Genomic DNA, 18,982 nt, shown 5'->3' with positions numbered 1-18,982 from the left:
GAGAGAAAGCTTCGCAGCAGGGCGTTGATATTCTCGCGGCAAACACCATAATTCTGACAGGAACACCACTATGTTGAAAGACTTCAAAAGCAGTCTCAGCCTCAAGGTTCTCGGCGTTTTAGCTGTTATCCTGACTATTTCATTTATTGGCTTATGTCTCACCATTCTCGCCAGACAGAGCAGCCTGCTGGAAGACATGCGCGAAAACGTCAACGCCAAGCTCAATCAGACAACGACATCGGCACAACAGGAGTTTACCGCCCTGCAGCAGGATGTAAACGGTTCTCTGACAAAAATGAGCGACCAGGCCTCCTCCAGTCTGCTCGAAATTACCGAGACCGCTCTGTCGGCGGAGGAGAAAAATGTCACCAGAGGCATGGAAAAACTGTTAAAAGCCAATGCCCAGGGAATCGCCTCCCTCATTGCCAGTGTGGGTACAGACGCTATAAAGGCAAAGGATTACGGACAGCTCATTAAATTGAGCCGGGCCGGCGCCCAGGCCGAAGAAATTCTCTTTATCCTTTTTCTCGGACAAGAGGACGAGCCCCTGCCTAGTTATGTCAACAGGGTCGATGACACCATCGTCGACTATCTTGAGGACTTTGAATCCGACAAGAGCAGCGGACTGGAAGTTGCATTTCAGGAAATCCTGCAGGTTCTGGAGAAAGCAAAGCAGGACCAGGCGGTTTTGATTCATGAAAGCCCCATTGAGTACTATGGCCAGAAGGTGGGAACCATCGTCATTGGTATTTCCAAAGCCATGGCCATCCAGGAAATCAATGCCATGGGGATACGCTTCGATGGCCTTAAAAAGAAAAATGAACACACCATCCAGAACGTGCTTGCCTCAGAATCGGAGGAGGTGATCCTGCAGATAAAAAACAATCTGAACCAGGTCCAGGCAAACAACGTTTCTTCATTACAGAAGACCGCTGAAATCCTGGAAAAATCGTCATTTGATGTCAATTCTTCCACCACCTCCATCGTCATTATCGTTGGTGCACTTTGCGGCCTTATCATACTTCTGCTTTTTGCTTTTCTCCTCAAATTTATGGTCATCAGGCCGATTCAGGAAATTTCCAGAGGGTTGCAGGATGCGGCCGAAGGGGAGGGGGATCTGACCAAACGTCTCAATTCCTCCAGAACCGATGAAATAGGCGTCGTCGCCGGCTGGTTCGATGCATTTGTCGAACGGCTGGAGAAAATCATCATTAAAATAGGCGGCAATTCCGAGACGGTTACCTCTTCCTCGCTCGAAGTTCTTTCCGCCTCCGATTCTCTTGAAGGTGAATCAAATGAACTCAGTATGAAGGCCGATACCGTCGCTGCGGCCAGTGAGGAAATGAATACCAGCATGACCTCTATAGCCGCCGCCAGTGAGCAGGCCTCGACAAATATCAGTAATGTGGCGGGAACAGCCATGGAGATGAAAAGTGCACTCGAGGGAGTTGTGGTCAGCTGTGATCAGGCGATGCAAGTGTCGAATTCAGCCACAGGCCAGGTCCAGAGCGCCACGACCAAGGTAACTCTTCTGGGAGATGCGGCTCGTGAAATCAGCAAAGTGACGGAGGTAATAACTGAAATTGCCGATCAGACCAACCTCCTTGCCTTAAATGCAACCATTGAAGCGGCCCGTGCCGGAGAAGCGGGAAAAGGCTTTTCCGTTGTTGCCGCAGAAATAAAGGGGCTGGCCAATCAAACTCAGGAGGCCACCCGGGAGATCAAGAAAAGGATTGAGGGTATCCAGAATTCCACAGAGGGGACTGTTGAAGAGGTTGGCAGAATTTCCAAGGTAATCGCGGATATTGATTCAATAATCAATTCAATTGCCGGCTCCATGTCGGAACAGGCCGGACGCGCCTCGGAGGTTGCCCTCAATATTGAGCAGGCCTCTCTTGGTATCAGCGAAGTCAACGAAAACGTGGCCCAGAGTTCACAGGTGTCAGCGCAGATAGCTCAGGATATTGGTGAGGTGAGCGCCATCGCCCAGGGAATGAACACACGGAGCAACACGTTGCGCAGTAATTCAAAAAATCTCTCCGATCTTTCTTCCCAACTGCGCAACATGATCAGTGTCTTCAAGGTTTCGAACCGCGAGGTCTCATTCGCCAATAGAGAGGCGCAGAAAAAGAATAAATAAATATTCAGTTTCCTAGAGTGTGTCGGCAAGGAATCTGGTGAAACGCTGCCATGATTTCCTGTCGGCATCCTCGCGGTAGCGCTCGGTGTCGAAGACCGTAAAGGCATGGGGAGCACCGCCGTAGGTTATCATCTCATGATCGACATCCTGCTCCTCCAACTCTTTAGCCAGGGCGGCAAATTGGTCCAGAGTTACGGATGTATCGGCGCTGCCGTGAAGAACCAGAATCTTGCCTTTCGTCTGCGAATAACTCTGATTTTCAGGAGTTTCCAAGCCACCGTGAAAGGAGACAAATCCCTTAAGCGCAGCGCCTGTTCTGGCTAATTCCAGAATAGCCGCACCGCCGAAGCAATAGCCTATGGCAACGGCATTGTCCCTGTTGCCGCCGAGCTCTGCGGCCTTATCCAGCCCGCCCTGGAGAAGTCCCCGCATTCTTTCCCTATCCTCGTATAACATGCCGGTCAGCTTCTTTTTCTCCTCGGTCTCAACCGGCCGTATCCCTTCACCGAAGAGATCGACAGCAAAGACGGCATATCCAAGCTCGGCAAGCATATCTGCCCGCTTAACTTCATATTCCGTCAAACCGTCCCAGTCGTGCACCATCACAATCAAGGGCGCATTGTCGGCAGGCGAAATGAAATATCCCTCAAAAGATTCGCCGCCGACCTTGTATTGGACAAAATTTCCTGCAGCAATTGCCCCATTAGCGAACAGCAGCATTGCCGATACCAAGATGAGTCTGCGTATCATAATTCCTCCTTTTTCCTGCCCAGGCAGGGGGAAATTCTAGAATTACTTGGGATTTACCTGCGGTTTGGAAGTGGAAAGCCTCAAATTCTGTTGAACAAAACATGGTCAGCAAATATACTTTCGAAGACTCATATTTCCAAAGAACCGGAATCCATTTTTGGCCAGGTTCGAATAAACCATAGGAACTGAATCAGCGGAAATCAATTCAGAATCCAGGCTTTTTGGAAAATTCCAGATGGCCAGACACCATCCCGCAGGAGCTACTCCAGCATGCATTTGCGCCCTCTCTACCCCCCCGGCAAAAGAAAAGCACTCAAACTCATCCTCGTGCTCATTCTTCTACTCCTGCTAGCAGGTGCCGTAACTATTCCTTTTCTCTGGGAATCCTCCTCCCTCTGGTATAAGTTCGGGGGCGACAAGAGGCTCCTGCAGACCGGCAAGATAGCGGGTTTGTTCGCTGCCGTGCTGGTTTTTTTACAGATTCTCCTGGCTTCACGCCTCATCCTTTTCGATCGAACCTTCGGCCTTGATAAGGTCTATTTTTTCCATCAGCTCAATGGATTTGCGTTGGCCGGCCTGGCCTTGCTCCACCCTTTTCTAGTCCTGATTCCCGAAGGCATAGATAATCTCCCCATTGGCTGGAAGTTCTGGCCTGAAATGGTTGGCGCAACTACCTTGCTTTTGCTCGTCATCGTAATTTTCACCGCATCCCTGAAAAAAGGATTCATCCCCTACCATCTCTGGAGAATAGTGCATCGCCCTATGGGATATCTACTGCTAATCGGTATGGGCGTTCATGTTCTCACCGTCAGTGACTCGTTCGGGCAGGATGTGCCACGCCACTCGTTTTTCCTTGTTGCCGGAATTGTTCTCCTCTGTGTGATTACACATACATTCAGAACCATCAGGGATGCTTTAAGATATTTCAATATCAGCAATATCTCGCCGATAAGCGACAAGGTAATATCCCTGGAGATAAAGGCACCGACTTCCTTCTCTTTTGCTCCCGGTCAATTCGTCTTCCTGCGATTAATCGGCCACACCGTCAGCACTGAACCCCATCCCTTTACCATTGCATCCTCACCTGACAAAAACGAGACCCTGCAGTTTATGATAAAAAAATGTGGCGACTGGACCTCGAAACTTGATGCCGGAGCCGTTTTCAAGGCAGCCATTGAGGGTCCCTTCGGTCTTTTCAGCTATAAGGCCCGACCAGTAGCTTCTCATATGGTTCTCATTGCCGCAGGTATAGGGATAACGCCCATGATCAGTATGCTGCGGCAGCTTTCCACCGAGGAAAAGCAGCCCAGGCTTATGCTTCTCTGGAGCCTTCGTCGGAAAAATGAGTTTTTTTTGCATGATGAACTGAGAAATCTGAAAAATGAGCTTTCCTCACTTGAGGTCCATCTGCTGTTTTCGCGAGAGAAAAAAGGGAGAAGGATCAGCTGCAAACTTCTCGGCAATCTTCTGCCTTCTTTTCCTCGGACCAGCCATTTTTATATCTGCGGGCCGGAACAGATGATGGTGGAAACCGGAAAGAATCTGCAGAAACTCGGTTTCATGGGAAAGAACATTTTCCGGGAACGATTTTCTTTGTAGGGTGGCAATGAACCTACCAGCAACCTCCTTCGATCTTGTTCTTCCTCTAACATGTCTTACTGTTATGGAAAACAGCATCTCCAACTAGGTTAAATCCAGTAAAAAGTCGTCAAGTTGGCCGAGATGGAATCTGCGATAAGTGCAGACTTCGAGAAAAGCTTTATATACACAGTGCAGATCCAGCTTTTTACGAGTCATCGAATATAAAGGCCACCTTAACGACAATACTCGGATAACCCATTCACATATTCCAGAGAACCAGAGGTAAAATATGAAACGGTCGTTTTTGTATTCTCTGCTGCTGACTCTTTTCTTAGGGGTCCAAAGCAGTTTCGCAGAAGTTCCCGTCTGGCAGCTGGACAAAGACCACTCCAACTTCTACTTCAGTGTCGAACATATCTTTTCCAAGGTACGGGGCCGGTTTGAAAATTACACAGGGACCGTAAGGTTTGACCCGGCAAATCTTGCTGAAAGCAAATTTATCTTTGAAATAGAAGTTGACAGCATCACCACCCACCAAAGCAAACGGGATCGGCATCTGCTCTCTGCCGATTTTTTCGATGAATCGAAGTTTCCCATTATCCGCTTTGAAAGCAGGGAGATAACAGAATCAGGCCCCGACACTTATAATGTAGCCGGTACCTTTACCATAAAGGGAAAGGAATATGATCTCGACCTGCCTCTGAGGCTGGCGGGAATAAAGGAGCACCCAATGATGGAGGGAACACGGGTTGCCGGTTTCAACGGCAGGGTCACTATTGATCGTCTCGCCCATGGCGTCGGCACCGGTAAGTTTCTGGAGGCTGGGGTTCTCGGCAGAGATGTTGACATTTTTGTCAGCCTGGAGGTGCTTGATAAGCAATAATCAGCGGCCCCGGTGATTCCTCCAGCAAGCATGGTATCTACGGCAGACGACGCCCGCAGCTTTTCCACGCAACCAAAGTAATACATTTGTAGTCCAGACAAAATTCTCCTCACCGCTATGAGTTCTAGAAGTGTTCACTTCATTGTTTCAAGACATCACCGGTGCGGGCCAGGTTTGAGACTCCGCTTTATTCATCCAGGGCCCCCAGCCATTCGATGATGCGCTCGATCCCCGTCAGGGTGTTGGTACAGCAGGTCGCCAGATAGCTCTGGTCCAGGCCATCGTCTCCCGGATAATCGCGTAATGCCTTTTCACCATCGAAATCGACAAAGGCGAGCCTGGCGGTAAGTTCGGTAACAGGTCTGCCGAAATCGGAGCCTGGTAAAATGGCTACCCCGGTTTCATGTAAAAGCTCGTCACAAAGTTCAGCGCTGGTGAAGATATGTCTCTTCTCCAGCCTCAGACGATAATTGCCGAAATCCGGAAAAATATAAAATCCTCCCTGGGCGGGAATGACATCTATATCGGTTTTGGCCAGCCTCCGGGTTATGTCTCCGGCCAGTGCCCCAAGTATTCGTCGACACCTGTCGACATATATATCGATCTCCGGATTTTCCTCGAAAGCGGCGATCGCCGCATATTGAATTGGAGCGCTGGTGGAGGTGAAGGTCTCACTGGCCACCGTTGCCATGGCATTGGTGATCCAGCGCATGGCCTCCGGAACAATGAAAAGTCCCAGCCGCCAGCCGCCGGCCCCGCACCACTTACTCAACCCACCGCTGAATATCGTCCCTTCCGGATAATAGTCGATAATGGAAGTATGCTTTCCGGAGAAGGTCATCCTGGCATAAATCTCATCGGAGAGTACCAGCACCTGGTATTTAGAGACTACTTCGGCAAGCTCTTCCAATTCATTGGCATCATAGGTCTGGCCGGTGGGGTTGGAAGGATAATTGAGGATCAGCATGCGGGATCGTCCGGGATCGAGCCTGCAGATACTGTCTATCTGCTCTGCTGTAACTTTCCAGCGGTCTTTTTTCTCGGTGACGATATTGTTGACGTGCCGGCCGATGATTCTGGCCTGTGGTGCATAGGAAACCCAGGCGGGTATGGGTATCAATATCTCTCCATCGTAAACCAGCTGAAGGATAAACATCAGCTCCTTGGAGCCGGGCCCAATGATGACATCCTCAATATCGCAGCCGATGCCATAGGAGGCACAGTGACTTGCGGCAAGGGTCCGGCGCAATTCCTCGAGCCCCTTGACGGCGAGGTAATCTTTCTGGTGAGCATTTTCCTGAAGCGCCCTGACCACCGGTGCCGGGACTGGGAAAGGCGACTGCCCCAGACCCAGCCGGTAGATGGTTTTCCCTTCTTGTTGCAGTTGCCTGCATAATTGCTGGATGGCAATGGTAGCGGAAGTTGAAAGTCTACCGAGGTTATTATTAAGATGCGTTTTTGGAGAATTGTGATAAATCATGCACCCTCCCGATATTACGATTCAGTTTTCCCTGGTGATCAAGACAGAGAAACAAATTGGTCAATCCACATTTTTTCCAAACACCAGTCGTCCGCCAAGACTTCCGGCAAATCCCGCCACCGCAAGTACGACAGCGCACAGGGAAATGTACGTCCAGCCCGCAGTTCCTCCGGAAAACACAACCTGCGGATCTAAAATCCTCCAGAAAACCAATATGATCATGAGTACGGCTATAATGGCACTGCAGGCCCATTTGGCCTTGAAGATAAATGTTCTAGCCCCGCGATACTTTCTCTTCCAGGCAATAAACCCGGTTGCATAAACCACCGGCAAACTGATGAGAACAAAGATCAGATTGAAAAAAGCCGCCTGTTCCATGGCTCTTTGCTGAAAAAATACGGCAAGAAGGAGAAATACCAGGGCAACCGGCAGTACTCCGTTTGGTATATGGACAGTGATAGGATGAAAATGGTGACGGGTGACGATGGCGCCGATAATCCCGAAAGGTTTCTCCTCCTCAGGCGCCTCGGGGTTTACCGCAGATTTGTTGGTTACCGGCGGATTGTCGCCTGCCGTCTCCTTTTCGGTAATTTCCACAAAAGCGCTTTTGTCAGCGCCGCAGACCGGGCAGACATCAGGCGGCTCCTCGCCTGTATGCACATAATTACATACGGTACATCTCCATTTTCTCTGGGCAGCGGGATCTTTTCCCGGATCGGCTGCGGCCTCCTGTCGTTGTTTTCCTTTTTTCTCCTTCGCCTTCAACTCCTCATTATCGTCTTCACCTGCAATCATGTCCGCTCCGGCTCCACAGGCAGGACAGTTTTTAGGTTGTTCATCAGCAGAAAACACATAACCACAAGCAGCACATTTCCATTTTCTCATGCCTGAAACCTCAGATTTCTCATAACTTAATTTAATTTAAACACTTTTTCTCACACCGTGGGAATTATGGTTTCGGCGCGAATCTATTTATTCCGGATAAAAACTTTTGGCCATGCCCACCACCAGGATAAGACAGCTAGCCCGACATTTCATGACTTCTGAAATATCCGAGCTAGACTAGTAATCTCTGTATCTTATCACACCTACGACACCTGACCAAATACAATTTATCAAACTTTGGAGTTACCCCATTAACGGCGTCCTAATTGCCCGTTTTTCGAGGCGACTTGGCAATATCCTCATTGATTATCCAGCAGAAGACCGTAAATAGAAGAAATCGAACGGCCCGAATTCTCAGGAACAAGCCTGAAGAGACCATTAACCTCTCCTCCATCACTGGTGAAATAGATGTGGCCGTCCTCACCGACAGCAACACCGGCTGGTCTGGCAAATCTGCTGCCGTCACTGCGCTGAAAGCCGGTCACAAGATCTTCAACTCGGACAGCGTCGCCGTTTTCAAAAACCACCAGAGAAAGCTGAGGGGGTCTGCGCGACTCCGGCTCGCCACCCGGAGAAGTAGCCCAGGAACCATGAACGGCCACAACCGCACTGCCGTCATACTCTCTCCCCAGGCTGGATTCCTGCAGGAAAGCCAATCCCATCGGGGTCGAACGCGGCGGAAACAGGGCAGCCGGAGCAGTGGCCTGCGAAGCCGGCCGCGGAGGCGTACTTGCCGCACAGCCTGCCTCCCGGAAGCTCCCGTCATAATAGTAGAACCAGGGCATTCCATGAAAGGAATCGGGGGCGAGCGGAGAAAATATCTCCGGCGGCATGTCATATCCCAGGTGATCCGGCCCGGCATTGGTCGCATACAACTCATCGGTCTGCGGGTGGAAGGCCAAACCTATGGGATTACGCAGGCCGGAAGAAAAGCGTTGAAGATTATCATGCGCATCAAGGACAAAAACTCCGCCTCTTCTTGTTTCAAAAGGATAACTGTTATCGAGATACTCATCTGAGCAGTTGCCGCTGATGCCAAGCCCCACATAGAGACGGTCATCGGGCCCGGCAATGATAGTCCTGCTCGAATGCCCACCGGTCGCCGAGGGAAGTGAAGTTACTTCTATAAAATCCGCTGCGGTCAGACTAGTCGATGCTCCTTGATAATCTGCCGCCAGCACGGCTCCTGTTTCCGCAGCATAAATTCTTCCCTCTTTATAGGCCGCACTATGAATATAGCCCTGGAGGGTCACTAAAATTTCCGCCTCACTATAGGGATATGGAATACGATAGATGGTGGCCCCTCGGGAGCCGATGAGCATCTCTCCGTCAGGTCCCAGGGCAATAGCTCGCGGACGACCAATATTGGCCACATACTCGACGGTCATGCCCAGTGGAACCTGCAGTTCGCTGGAATAGCCGTTGACGGTTATATTCCGGCTCTGCAGAGGCAGAGAATAGAGCACGTCAACCGAACCGAAGAAAATACAGCAGATCAGCACGATAATTTTTTTCATATCTGACTCCTGGGTGGATTTTGTATTTTTCTGAATGAAGGATATCTCTACAATAAGTGTTGCCTATCTACTTGTCATGGAAGATGGCGTCGCCCTCATCGAATATTTTCAGGCTCATTACAGCAATGTAATGCTTATGAAAGGTTATGGTAATGTTGAGCTGGTATAGTAGCAGAATTCAAAAGGATAGACTGATCATGTCCTATAAGGAGAAGATATGTGGAAAAATAATAACGAGCAGGCTGTGGCTGCATACCCGCCACAGCCGGAAAATTTTGACGGGAAACAATCTCATCAGGACGTCTACGGCTCCATTGCCAAGATAAATGAAGCAGTCAGGGCCAGCGCAGTCTGGCTGGATCCCTTTCGGCGGCAGATGGCAAAAGCGGTTATCGGCCAGAGTGATCTTGTCGAGCGTTTGTTGGTGGGCCTGCTCACCGGCGGCCATGTCCTCCTGGAGGGATTGCCGGGACTGGCCAAAACACTCTCCGTGAAAACTCTGGCGATGACGATCCACTCGGACTTCAGGCGAATCCAATTTACCCCGGATATGCTGCCGGCGGATATCATCGGCACCGAGATATATAACCCCAGAGACACAGCTTTTGAGATCAAAAAAGGCCCGATTTTCGCCTCGATCATCCTGGCCGACGAAATCAACAGAGCACCGGCCAAGGTGCAGTCTGCCCTCCTTGAGGCCATGCAGGAGAAACAGGTTACCATTGGCGATCAGACCTTTCAGCTTCCCGAGCTTTTTCTGGTTCTGGCCACCCAGAATCCCATAGAACAGGAAGGCACCTATCCCCTGCCGGAGGCCCAGATGGACCGCTTCATGCTGAAGACCATTGTCGGATATCCCTCAATGGCGGAAGAGAGGCGCATCCTCGATGAAGTGGAGCGGACGGACAGGACCGTCAAGGTCAGCCCGGTCATATCCCCCGAAGATATACTCGCAGCACGAAAGATTGTCGACACCATCTATATAGATGATAAGATAAAGGATTATATCATCTCACTGGTTTGCGCCACGCGGGATCCGCGCGCCTTCAAGCTCGATCTGCATGAATACATCGAAACCGGAGCGAGTCCCAGAGCCACCATTAACCTCAAGGCTGTTGCCAGGGCGCTTGCCTATCTGGCAGGACGCGGTTTCGTCACGCCGGATGACGTTAAATCCGCTGCCTGTGATGTTTTGCGGCATCGTATCCGGATCAGCTACGAAGCCGAGGCCGAAGATATCAGCAGCGAGGATATCATCCGCAAAATTCTCGATTCAATACCTGTCCCCTGATCAGATGGAAAACGGATTCACCAAAGAGATCCTGAAGAAGGTCAGACAGATAGAAGTACGCACCAATCGTCTGGTCAATGACAGTCTCGCCGGAAGCTACCACTCCGTCTTCAAGGGCCGGGGCATGAATTTCGACGAAGTCAGGGAATATGTGCCGGGGGACGATATCCGCACCATCGACTGGAATGTGACGGCCCGGACAGGTGTCGCCCATATCAAGAAATTCGTGGAGGAGCGTGAACTCACGATCATGCTGCTGATCGACATCAGCGCCTCCGGCGAATTCGGCTCATCCGCCTTGTCCAAGAGGGAGATGATGGCGGAGCTCGGCTCGGTGCTGGCCTTCTCCGCTGTACGCAACAACGACAAAGTCGGGCTTATTCTGTTCACCGACTTTATCGAACTCTATATCCCGCCGCAGAAGGGCCGCACCCATATTCTCCGGGTTATCAGGGAAATTCTCTTTTTTACGCCGGAACGAAAAGAGACGGACCTCCGCGTCCCCCTCGATTTCGTCAACAGGGTGATCAAGCGGAAATGCGTGGCCTTCCTGATCTCCGACTTTTGCCTTGGTGAGGACTTTGATGGTACTCTGGCCCGGCTCTCGCACACTCTGAGGATCGGCAGTAAACGGCACGACCTTATCAGCCTTATGGTTTCAGACCCCAGAGAAACTGAGTTGCCCGACATCGGCAGGATCACTCTGGAAGATGCGGAAAGCGGACATCAGGTGGAGCTCAATACCTCCGATCCGGCAGTACGCCGCGGCTATCGCGAAATCGCCGAAGAAAACCGGCGCAAGATACACCACACCATTCGTTCGGCCGGTGTTGACCTGCTCGATCTTTCCACTGCAGTATCCTACCTGCCGCCGCTGTTGGGCTTTTTCGGAGCACGCCGGAGGAGGATGCGTCGATGAAAGTGCTTGCTCGGATTTTTCACCACAGCTTGATGATGGTGATATGTCTTCCTGTCTCGGCGATCAGCCAAAACGATCTGATGCTGCAGCATTCCAACACACCTCCAGCCGCTGCCGAAAACCAGGACCTCTACGATATTTATGGACCTGTTTTGCTGCCGGACCCTGTCAACTGGCCGCTCTATATTGCCGCCGCTGTCGCTGCCGCCGCCGTCATTGCCCTTGCTGTTTTTTTCCTGAAACGACGAAAGAAAAAGAAGCCTGAGACAGTTGTTGCTCCACATCAGGCAGCCCTGGCCGAACTTGCTTCAGCCCGCGCCTATCTTGAGAGGGGTCAGTCGCTGCTCTATGCACAGAGGATCTCGGAAATATTGCGAGGCTATATCGAGAAAAGATTCTCCATTCGTTCCACCCGGCAGACGACCTCCGAATTTCTCTTATCGATTCAAACTGAACAGGAGAGTAAGCCCGCTTTGTTACTGCCTTTTGAGAAGTTTCTGGCCCATTGTCTCAACCAATGTGATCTGGCCAAATATGCCTGCAAAACGACAGACAGGGAACAGATGGAAGAGATGGAGAAGAGTATCCGGCTTTTCATCGAGGATACCATCACGGAGGAGAAATGATGCGATTTGTCTATCCCCAGCTTCTCTGGCTGCTCGCTCTTTTACCGCTGCTGCTGATTCTCAAGGGTAAAAGAGGCGCCGCCCCGGCGCTATTGTTTTCCTCGACCACCGTGGCGAGAACCCTTGCCCTGGGCCGTAAAATGAATGCCGGGAATGTAGCCCTGACCTTCAAATTACTTGCCATGGCCTTTTTAATTGCGGCCCTCGCCAGGCCGCAGCAGGGCAATACAACCACGGAAATTCACGCCAGTGGAATAGATATTCTTCTTGCCGTCGATGTTTCAGGATCCATGGAAGCCATGGATTTTACCCTGCGGGGCCGCTCGGTAAACCGGCTCGATGCGGTGAAGGATGTTGTGGCGAAATTCATTGAAGACCGCCCAAATGACCGCATCGGCCTGGTGGCTTTCGCCGGTAAACCCTATCTGGTCAGCCCGCTCACTCTCGACCATGACTGGCTGCTCAAACGACTCGATTCCCTGCATATAGGTATGATCGAGGACGGCACCGCCATCGGTTCGGCCATCGGTACATCGGTGAACAGGCTGCGGGATCAGGAAGCTACATCCCGCATTGTCATTCTGCTCACCGACGGCGTCAACACCAGCGGCAGGGTGCCGCCGCTGATCGCCGCCGAAGCGGCGCAGGCCATGCAGATAAAGGTATATACCATCGGCGCCGGAACCCGCGGCCTGGCCCCCTACCCGGTCATGCAGGGAGGCAAACGGCGTCTGGTCAAAGCCCAGGTTGATATAGACGAGGAGACCCTGCGCAAAGTTGCCGACAAGACAGGGGCACTCTATTTTCGCGCAACCGATACAAACTCGCTTGAAGAAATATATGCCGAGATCAATTCCATGGAGACAACCATCCGAACCATAAAAAAATTTGAAAATTATCGGGAGCTCTTTCCCTATTTGCTGGCGGCGGTCTTTGTCCTTCTGGCCACATCCTTCGCTGTCGACCGTAACCGTCTGCCTTAGCCCGAACGTTGCATAAAAAAACGAAAGAAATAAAAATATGCATATTATGAAATATTCGTGATAGGAGTTGTCATGAATTTTGCTCAACCTCAATGGATAGCTGCCGGGCTGCTCTGCTGCAGCGCCATCTATCTCCTTCATCTGCATCTGGAGAAAAAGCGCAACCTGGCCCTGCAGGTCTTTGCCGCCCAAACCCTGCTGGCCGGTCTGACCCGCAATGTCTCTTCGAACAAAAGAAAGATCAGGCTTTTTCTGCTCCTGGGCACTGTTTTTTTCTGTTTTATGGCACTGGCCCGTCCGCAGTACGGTCATCACTGGATAGAGGTGAAGCGCAAGGGTATCGATATTCTCTTTGCCATAGACACATCCGCCAGCATGCTCGCTGAAGATATACGTCCCAATAGACTGGAGCGTTCAAAATTTGCAATCCTCGACTTCGTCAACCGGCTCGAGGGCGACAGGGTCGGCCTGATGCCTTTTGCCGGCTCAGCCTACCTCATGTCCCCTTTAACGGTTGATTACCATGCCTTCGAACAATCGCTTCAGGCTGTCGACACCACGCTTATCCCCGATCCCGGAACCAATCTGGCCGCTGCCATCACGCAGGCGGAATCGGTACTGCGCAACGATGCCAACCATAAGCTCCTGATAATAGTCACCGATGGAGAAAATCTACAGGGGGATGCCATAGCGGCCGCCTCCACTGCCGCCGAAAGAGACCTGACCATTTTCACCGTCGGAGTCGGCACTCCCGAAGGAGAACTCATCCCTTTGAAAAAAGGCGACTCTCCGGAATTCGTCAAGAATGATTCCGGTCAGTTTGTCGTCTCCAGGCTGGATGAGCAATCTTTGCGGGACATCGCCCAAAAAACCGATGGCCTTTATGCGCCGCTGGGCAACAGGGGGCAGGGTCTTCAGACGATTTACAATGAGAAGCTTATTCTTATCCCCAAGGAAGAGCTTGCCGAGAAACGGCATAAGGTGCCGGTGGAACGATTCCCCTGGTTCCTGGGCATCGCCCTTCTCCTGTTATTTGTGGAATACCTGATGGTCAGCCGCCGGATAGAGGGGTTGGCCTTTCAACTCCCCAGAAAGCTGCGTGGCAAAACAATAATGATGCTATTCCTGCTGCCTGCAGCCATATTTCACTCTCCTTCCGCCATCATGGCATCGCCTGGAGAACAGGCTTTTCAGGAAGAAGACTATCTGGCTGCAGCCGAATATTATGACAACGCCCTTGCAGATGATCCCGACAATGCCGCCCTGCTCTACAATTACGGAACCGCTGCCTATAAGAACAATCTCCATGATGAAGCAATTACTTCCTTCAACAGGGCGCTTCAGAGTGACGATCTTCTTCTCCAGCAAAAAGCCTACTACAACCGGGGTAATGCCCAATTCAAAAAGGGTGAAGAGAGCCTGCAGGCTGATCCCCGCAAAACCATTGGACACTGGCAGAACGCTTTGGCATCATATGAGGCTTCCCTGCAGCTGCAGCCTGATAATAAGGAAGCGGCAGCCAATCACGATTTTGTAGAAAAAAAACTGGAAGAGCTGCAACAACGGCAGCAGGAGCAGAATAAGGAAGAAAAAAACCAGGGCGAAAAAGACACCGACAGCGAAAACGGTAATCAGAACAGCTCGGAACAAGAGCCCCCCCCGGAGCAACAGGATAAAGAAGGGGAAAACAGCGGCGAGATCGCTGCTGAACCGGAAGAGCAGGAAAGAGGAGGCCGGGAAGAGACGACTGAGCCGGAAGAGCAAGAAGACACGGAGAAAAAATCGCAGCCGGAGAGCTCGAAGGACGGAGAGAAACAGCGGCAGGGACAGGAAGGAAAAATGAGCAAGGAGGAAGCCCGGCAGTTGCTGGAGGAGATGAAAAATGAAGACGGCACCCTCAATTTTATCCCCAAAACGGATCATAAGCCATCCAACACCCAAGGGAGAAACTGGTAATGAGCAGATTTTTTGATATGTCTCGGCTCGGGATAGTTTTTCTTGGGTTTTTAATTCCATTTTTTCTGTCAGGACCCAATCCCGTTCTGGCCCGGAATACACCTGATCTTACTGTTGCCCTTAATACATTGGCCTTCTCAATCGATTCGCCAGCCTATCTTTCAATTACCGTCACCGGCGCATCTTCGGCCGATATTGATCTGCCGGAGGTTGAAAACCTGATTTTTCAGAGAAGGGAGCAGCGCTCCAGCACTCAGGTGATAAATAGTTCCATAACCTCTTCAATCACCTATATTTACGTAATACAGGCCCTGCGAACGGGAACTTTCACCATCCCTTCCTTTAAAGTGAAGACCGGAAATGAAATACTTTTGTCGGAACCGCTCACCTTTGAAGTAAAATCAGGAAGCTCTTTAAATGAACCGAATCCAGTCAGCACTGAGAAGGAAAATGATTCCAGCAAAAATGTCTTTGTCATTGTCGAAGGTTTGCCGGAGAAGGCTTATGTCGGGGAAATTCTGCCGGTTCAGATCAAAGCGTATTTTCGTCAGGGCATACGCGCTGAAATCCAGAGAATACCGGAGATCAACGGCGAGGGTTTCATGCTCAACCCGTCCTCGGGCGAAGCTGAACAGAAAGTCGAAGCCCATAACGGCAGAACTTACTCCGTCATTACCTGGCGGTCGTCCCTTTCGCCGATCAAGGAGGGCCAATATGATTTCCAGGTAAATCTCGATTCCACTCTGCTGGTGCCGCAAAAAAACAGCAGGTCGCCTTTTTTCGGCAACGACCCTTTAGCTGATGATTTTTTTGGCGATCTTTTCGGCAGCATAAAAAGAGAGGAGGTTCATCTGCTCAGTCCGAAGCACCCCATGGTCATCCTGCCTCTGCCACAACAGGGCAGACCTGAAAGTTTCAGCGGCGCGGTGGGCAGATTCGAATTTGACCTGAAGGCCGCTCCCGATACTATCGGAATTGGGGATCCTGTGACCCTTACTATGACGATTTCGGGAAAAGGCAATTTCGACAGGGTTTCCGCTCCGCAATTTCCGGCAGGCAGTGAGTGGAAAACCTATTCTCCTACCGTACGCTTTGAAAATGACGGCAGCAGCTATCAGGGCAAAAAGATCTTCGAACAGGCAATTGTTGCCGAACGTGCTGAAATAAAAGCTATCCCAGCACTGAGCTTCAGTTTTTTCGATCCTGAAAAACAAACATATGTAACCAAAACGACGGCTGCGCTGCCGCTTACCATAAAAGTAGACCCTGCCCATGCATCCGCCCCGGCCTTGTCTCCAGCGGAGCTGGCGACAAGCCCGCCACAGCAGAGCGAAAGTCCACCGGCTGTGCAGCTACGCCTGGAAACCGGGACATTCGTCACGGAAATCATTCCTGTTTATCAGCGCAGCTGGTTTATTGCCATCCTGATCCTCTGCACACTTTTACTGCTTTCGATATTGACAGTGACCCTACTGAGAAATCACCGCGCCGGCAACAGTGAACTGCTGCTCCAAAAGCGTCAGCGGAAACATCTTTCTGCGGAACTGCAGGCTCTGATGCAGGACATTGAAGCCGGCGATGAAGCTGCTTTTGTACTCCGCTGCCGACGCATCATTCAAGCGCAGCTGGCGCTGCCATGGAAAATGGCGCCTGCCGCCATAACCCTGCATGATTTGCAGAGCAGGCTGCCTGCGGATTCGCCGCTTATTCTTCTCTTTGCGGCGACGGAAGAACATGCCTACGGTGGGCTGCACCTCTCAACCGAGGAAATGAAAAAATATTTTACAGTTGTGGAAAAGGAACTGGGGGAGGTGATCTCATGATCCAGCTCAGCCGAATTGGAATGCTTGCCGGCAAACTTGTGGGTACCCTGAAAAATGAGATTTTTCGCTCACGGTCGAGGCGTGGCAGCAAAATTTACCGGAGGCATATATTTTATATTCCGAAGATAAATTTTACTGACACAACGAAGAGATTGGGTGAAAAGGCCATTTCTCATGGTGGCCTGTTGTTTATCATTATGATAATGCCGCTCTACACCAGCGGCCATTGCGCTGAAACCGGGCAGGCCCCAGCCCAAAGGTTCGATGAGGCCAACCAGGCCTATACCGAGAGGAAGTATCAGCAGGCCATCACAATTTACAGAAGCTTGATCGGCGAATATGGCTTTTCCGCGGAACTCCTCCATAATCTGGCTAACAGTTATGCCGGCGCAGGGCAGGATGGAGAGGCGATTCTTCACTACCTGCGCGGGTTGAGAATCGCCCCGGGAGATGACGACCTGCGCGGAGATCTTGCCATGATACGAGAGAGGAACGGGCTGTTTTCGGAGCAAAAAAGTCTGGGAGAGAAGCTTCTCGTTCGCTATGACATGAACCAGTGGGCGTTGCTGGCGCTTTGCGGCTACGGTGTTCTCACCCTGCTTCTCATGTTATCCCTGCGCTTCCGTTTGAGAAAAGGGCGGTCGACTCTCTGCCTCCTGCTTATCGGTTTTATTGCTCTCGCCGGTCTGGGCGCCTATCGGCAGCACACCTTGTGGAATAGCGGAGTGATTACCGAAGAGGACATCAGGCTGCTGACATCCCCTTTTGATTCAGCCGCTTCTCTGGGCAGTCTGGAAGAGGGGACCCTGGTCCATGCCGGTAAGCAACATGGAGACTATCACTATGTACAGGACGAGAGAGGGCGATCAGGATGGATTCCCACTACCTCCTTTGAGCAGATCAATACCAGCCATATCACATATTCCCAAGATGGTGTTGGACGATAGAAACCGCGGCAATGACAGCGGTTTCAGCCCGCAGTATCCGCTGTCCCAGACCCACCGTTTGCCAGCCGGCGCGGCCGGCACACTCAATTTCCTCCTCGCAGAAACCGCCTTCCGGCCCGAAAAGGAGAAAAACCGGACTGCCGGGCCTTAACGGCTCCTGCAGGGAGGCCAGGTTCGTCTCCCTTTCATGCTCCCAGAAAAGCAGTTTTACCACATTGTCTTCGATTTCCGGCAGGTCGATAATCTCTTCGAAAGGGTGGATGGCCTGAAGATCCATGGGTCGGGAGCGCAGACATTGTTTGCATGCCTCGTCGATAATGCGGCGCCAGCGCTCCCCCTTTCCCCGATATTGCCGTATCAAATCACCCTGGCAGCGACTGCTCAAAAACGGGTAAAAGCCGTCAACCCCGAGCTCGGTACATTTCTGCAGCACCAGTTCCAGCTTTTTTGTTTTTATAACTCCCTGTCCAACCAGCAATCCGGTATTTCCCTTCTTCGCTCCGCTCCTCTCGGCCAGTATGCGCAGCCGCACATTCTCGGATGTGTCCATAATTTCAGCAAGATAAATAGTCCCTTTACCGTCTTGAAGCTCTACCTGCCGACCAGGCTTGTAACGTAGAACCCTGCTGATATGACGTGATTCGTCTGCACAGAGAATCACCGTCTCTCCGCTACGTTGTTCAGTATTAAAGAAAAATCGTCTCATAATCCCATACCATTCCTAGTGCGATAGTGACAAGCTATCTTCTTTCCACAGATTTATCCAGATTTTTTACAGGGCAGCTGACCAGTCCCCGGGCAGCTAATATAAAATTCATTTTCCTGCCTTTACTTATGCCTCCCAAAATTTATTGTTCCAATAAGGAAGTGTTATCGCACCGGTGCCGCCGGAGAGCATATCGAGCTTTATGAGCCCGGAATCAACAGGAGTACTCAGGAGGAGCGTCAGGCCGGAATGATTCTTCCGAGGCAGTCAGAACAGCTGTAATTAATAAGCGGGCCAGCGGCGCCGGCCTGATTACCGGACGCAAGGCCTTCCAGCGGCCGATGCGGGAAGGAGTAAAGCTCCTGAATACCAGTCATGTATCTCTCATATGCGGTAACCATAGCCTGGGTCTCTTTAAAAGAAAAATGATCCATTTGTTTGACATCCAGGCTTAACTCAACTATTAATCTGAATAACTGGTATTTGCCCTCGAAA

General features: G+C 51.1%; 16 protein-coding genes and 1 pseudogene. 12 read left to right on the top strand and 5 right to left on the bottom strand.

The features are described 5' to 3' along the window. Positions 1–70 precede the first annotated feature (70 nt). On the top strand, positions 71–2,140 hold the full coding sequence (locus JWG88_RS07310; protein ID WP_205233045.1) for a methyl-accepting chemotaxis protein: 2,070 nt from the start codon (positions 71–73) through the stop codon (positions 2,138–2,140). A 12-nt stretch (positions 2,141–2,152) separates the two neighbouring features. Here JWG88_RS07310 and JWG88_RS07305 read toward each other — a convergent pair whose 3' ends face one another. Continuing rightward, positions 2,153–2,890, bottom strand: coding sequence for a dienelactone hydrolase family protein (locus JWG88_RS07305; RefSeq protein ID WP_205233044.1), 738 nt, complete (start codon positions 2,888–2,890; stop codon positions 2,153–2,155). A gap of 270 nt (positions 2,891–3,160) precedes the next feature. On the opposite strand from JWG88_RS07305, the gene JWG88_RS07300 reads away from it, so the two are divergent. Both JWG88_RS07300 and JWG88_RS07295 read left to right on the top strand, forming a co-directional pair. Next, positions 3,161–4,489 (top strand): ferredoxin reductase family protein, encoded by a 1,329-nt coding sequence (locus JWG88_RS07300; RefSeq protein ID WP_205233043.1) that lies wholly within the window; start codon positions 3,161–3,163, stop codon positions 4,487–4,489. A gap of 271 nt (positions 4,490–4,760) precedes the next feature. After that, complete coding sequence (locus tag JWG88_RS07295; protein WP_205233042.1) at positions 4,761–5,354, top strand: YceI family protein; 594 nt, start codon at positions 4,761–4,763, stop codon at positions 5,352–5,354. A gap of 187 nt (positions 5,355–5,541) precedes the next feature. Here the strand turns inward: JWG88_RS07295 and JWG88_RS07290 are convergent, their stop codons facing one another. The 3 genes from JWG88_RS07290 to JWG88_RS07280 all read right to left on the bottom strand — a co-directional run bounded on the left by JWG88_RS07290 (position 5,542) and on the right by JWG88_RS07280 (position 9,236). After that, the gene (locus tag JWG88_RS07290) at positions 5,542–6,834 is read right to left on the bottom strand and encodes a pyridoxal phosphate-dependent aminotransferase (protein WP_205233041.1); all 1,293 of its coding nucleotides are present in this window, start codon (positions 6,832–6,834) and stop codon (positions 5,542–5,544) included. A gap of 60 nt (positions 6,835–6,894) precedes the next feature. After that, positions 6,895–7,719: a rubredoxin-like domain-containing protein gene (locus tag JWG88_RS07285; protein ID WP_205233040.1), complete on the bottom strand. Its 825-nt coding sequence runs from the start codon at positions 7,717–7,719 to the stop codon at positions 6,895–6,897. Positions 7,720–8,018: 299 nt separating this feature from the next. After that, positions 8,019–9,236: a PQQ-dependent sugar dehydrogenase gene (locus JWG88_RS07280; protein WP_205233039.1), complete on the bottom strand. Its 1,218-nt coding sequence runs from the start codon at positions 9,234–9,236 to the stop codon at positions 8,019–8,021. A gap of 34 nt (positions 9,237–9,270) precedes the next feature. On the opposite strand from JWG88_RS07280, the gene JWG88_RS21885 reads away from it, so the two are divergent. From JWG88_RS21885 to JWG88_RS07245, 8 genes are all read left to right on the top strand, one after another. After that, complete coding sequence (locus JWG88_RS21885) at positions 9,271–9,405, top strand: hypothetical protein (RefSeq protein WP_306793065.1); 135 nt, start codon at positions 9,271–9,273, stop codon at positions 9,403–9,405. Between the two features lie 48 nt (positions 9,406–9,453). Further along, positions 9,454–10,527, top strand: coding sequence for an AAA family ATPase (locus JWG88_RS07275; RefSeq protein WP_240194309.1), 1,074 nt, complete (start codon positions 9,454–9,456; stop codon positions 10,525–10,527). Positions 10,528–10,531: 4 nt separating this feature from the next. Continuing rightward, complete coding sequence (locus tag JWG88_RS07270; RefSeq protein WP_205233038.1) at positions 10,532–11,446, top strand: DUF58 domain-containing protein; 915 nt, start codon at positions 10,532–10,534, stop codon at positions 11,444–11,446. After that, on the top strand, positions 11,443–12,072 hold the full coding sequence (locus JWG88_RS07265) for a DUF4381 family protein (protein WP_205233037.1): 630 nt from the start codon (positions 11,443–11,445) through the stop codon (positions 12,070–12,072). Before JWG88_RS07270 ends, JWG88_RS07265 begins: the two co-directional genes overlap by 4 nt. Continuing rightward, positions 12,069–13,055 (top strand): vWA domain-containing protein, encoded by a 987-nt coding sequence (locus JWG88_RS07260; protein WP_240194308.1) that lies wholly within the window; start codon positions 12,069–12,071, stop codon positions 13,053–13,055. Before JWG88_RS07265 ends, JWG88_RS07260 begins: the two co-directional genes overlap by 4 nt. A gap of 72 nt (positions 13,056–13,127) precedes the next feature. Beyond that, the gene (locus tag JWG88_RS07255; protein ID WP_205233036.1) at positions 13,128–15,011 is read left to right on the top strand and encodes a VWA domain-containing protein; all 1,884 of its coding nucleotides are present in this window, start codon (positions 13,128–13,130) and stop codon (positions 15,009–15,011) included. Beyond that, a complete protein-coding gene (locus tag JWG88_RS07250; RefSeq protein ID WP_205233035.1) occupies positions 15,011–16,834 on the top strand; it encodes a BatD family protein in 1,824 nt (607 codons plus the stop codon). Before JWG88_RS07255 ends, JWG88_RS07250 begins: the two co-directional genes overlap by 1 nt. Next, entirely contained in the window at positions 16,831–17,781 is a 951-nt protein-coding gene (locus tag JWG88_RS07245; protein ID WP_205233034.1) for a tetratricopeptide repeat protein, read from the top strand. The genes JWG88_RS07250 and JWG88_RS07245 overlap by 4 nt, the downstream gene beginning before the upstream one ends. Here JWG88_RS07245 and JWG88_RS07240 read toward each other — a convergent pair. Beyond that, complete coding sequence (locus JWG88_RS07240) at positions 17,750–18,487, bottom strand: RsmE family RNA methyltransferase (protein ID WP_205233033.1); 738 nt, start codon at positions 18,485–18,487, stop codon at positions 17,750–17,752. The two genes, JWG88_RS07245 and JWG88_RS07240, sit on opposite strands and share 32 nt — an antisense overlap. Before the next feature lie 227 nt (positions 18,488–18,714). Here JWG88_RS07240 and JWG88_RS22130 point away from each other — a divergent pair. Then, positions 18,715–18,942, top strand: a pseudogene (locus tag JWG88_RS22130) (hypothetical protein); the annotation flags it as partial. Positions 18,943–18,982: the final 40 nt, after the last annotated feature.

The sequence above is a fragment of the Desulfopila inferna genome (assembly GCF_016919005.1).
In the GTDB taxonomy this organism is placed as follows: Bacteria; Desulfobacterota; Desulfobulbia; order Desulfobulbales; family Desulfocapsaceae; genus Desulfopila_A; species Desulfopila_A inferna.
The sequence above is the reverse complement of the archived record's forward strand: the minus strand, read 5'-3'. Positions and strand labels throughout refer to the sequence as shown.

Coding starts and splice junctions, on each gene's coding strand:
- JWG88_RS07275 (WP_240194309.1), top strand. CDS start 9,454: ATGTGGAAAAATAATAACGAGCAGGCTGTGGCTGCATACCCGCCACAG.
- JWG88_RS21885 (WP_306793065.1), top strand. CDS start 9,271: ATGAAGGATATCTCTACAATAAGTGTTGCCTATCTACTTGTCATGGAA.
- JWG88_RS07295 (WP_205233042.1), top strand. CDS start 4,761: ATGAAACGGTCGTTTTTGTATTCTCTGCTGCTGACTCTTTTCTTAGGG.
- JWG88_RS07305 (WP_205233044.1), bottom strand. CDS start 2,890: ATGATACGCAGACTCATCTTGGTATCGGCAATGCTGCTGTTCGCTAAT.
- JWG88_RS07310 (WP_205233045.1), top strand. CDS start 71: ATGTTGAAAGACTTCAAAAGCAGTCTCAGCCTCAAGGTTCTCGGCGTT.
- JWG88_RS07255 (WP_205233036.1), top strand. CDS start 13,128: ATGAATTTTGCTCAACCTCAATGGATAGCTGCCGGGCTGCTCTGCTGC.
- JWG88_RS07290 (WP_205233041.1), bottom strand. CDS start 6,834: ATGATTTATCACAATTCTCCAAAAACGCATCTTAATAATAACCTCGGT.
- JWG88_RS07265 (WP_205233037.1), top strand. CDS start 11,443: ATGAAAGTGCTTGCTCGGATTTTTCACCACAGCTTGATGATGGTGATA.
- JWG88_RS07285 (WP_205233040.1), bottom strand. CDS start 7,719: ATGAGAAAATGGAAATGTGCTGCTTGTGGTTATGTGTTTTCTGCTGAT.
- JWG88_RS07260 (WP_240194308.1), top strand. CDS start 12,069: ATGATGCGATTTGTCTATCCCCAGCTTCTCTGGCTGCTCGCTCTTTTA.
- JWG88_RS07300 (WP_205233043.1), top strand. CDS start 3,161: ATGCATTTGCGCCCTCTCTACCCCCCCGGCAAAAGAAAAGCACTCAAA.
- JWG88_RS07245 (WP_205233034.1), top strand. CDS start 16,831: ATGATCCAGCTCAGCCGAATTGGAATGCTTGCCGGCAAACTTGTGGGT.
- JWG88_RS07250 (WP_205233035.1), top strand. CDS start 15,011: ATGAGCAGATTTTTTGATATGTCTCGGCTCGGGATAGTTTTTCTTGGG.
- JWG88_RS07270 (WP_205233038.1), top strand. CDS start 10,532: ATGGAAAACGGATTCACCAAAGAGATCCTGAAGAAGGTCAGACAGATA.
- JWG88_RS07280 (WP_205233039.1), bottom strand. CDS start 9,236: ATGAAAAAAATTATCGTGCTGATCTGCTGTATTTTCTTCGGTTCGGTT.
- JWG88_RS07240 (WP_205233033.1), bottom strand. CDS start 18,487: ATGAGACGATTTTTCTTTAATACTGAACAACGTAGCGGAGAGACGGTG.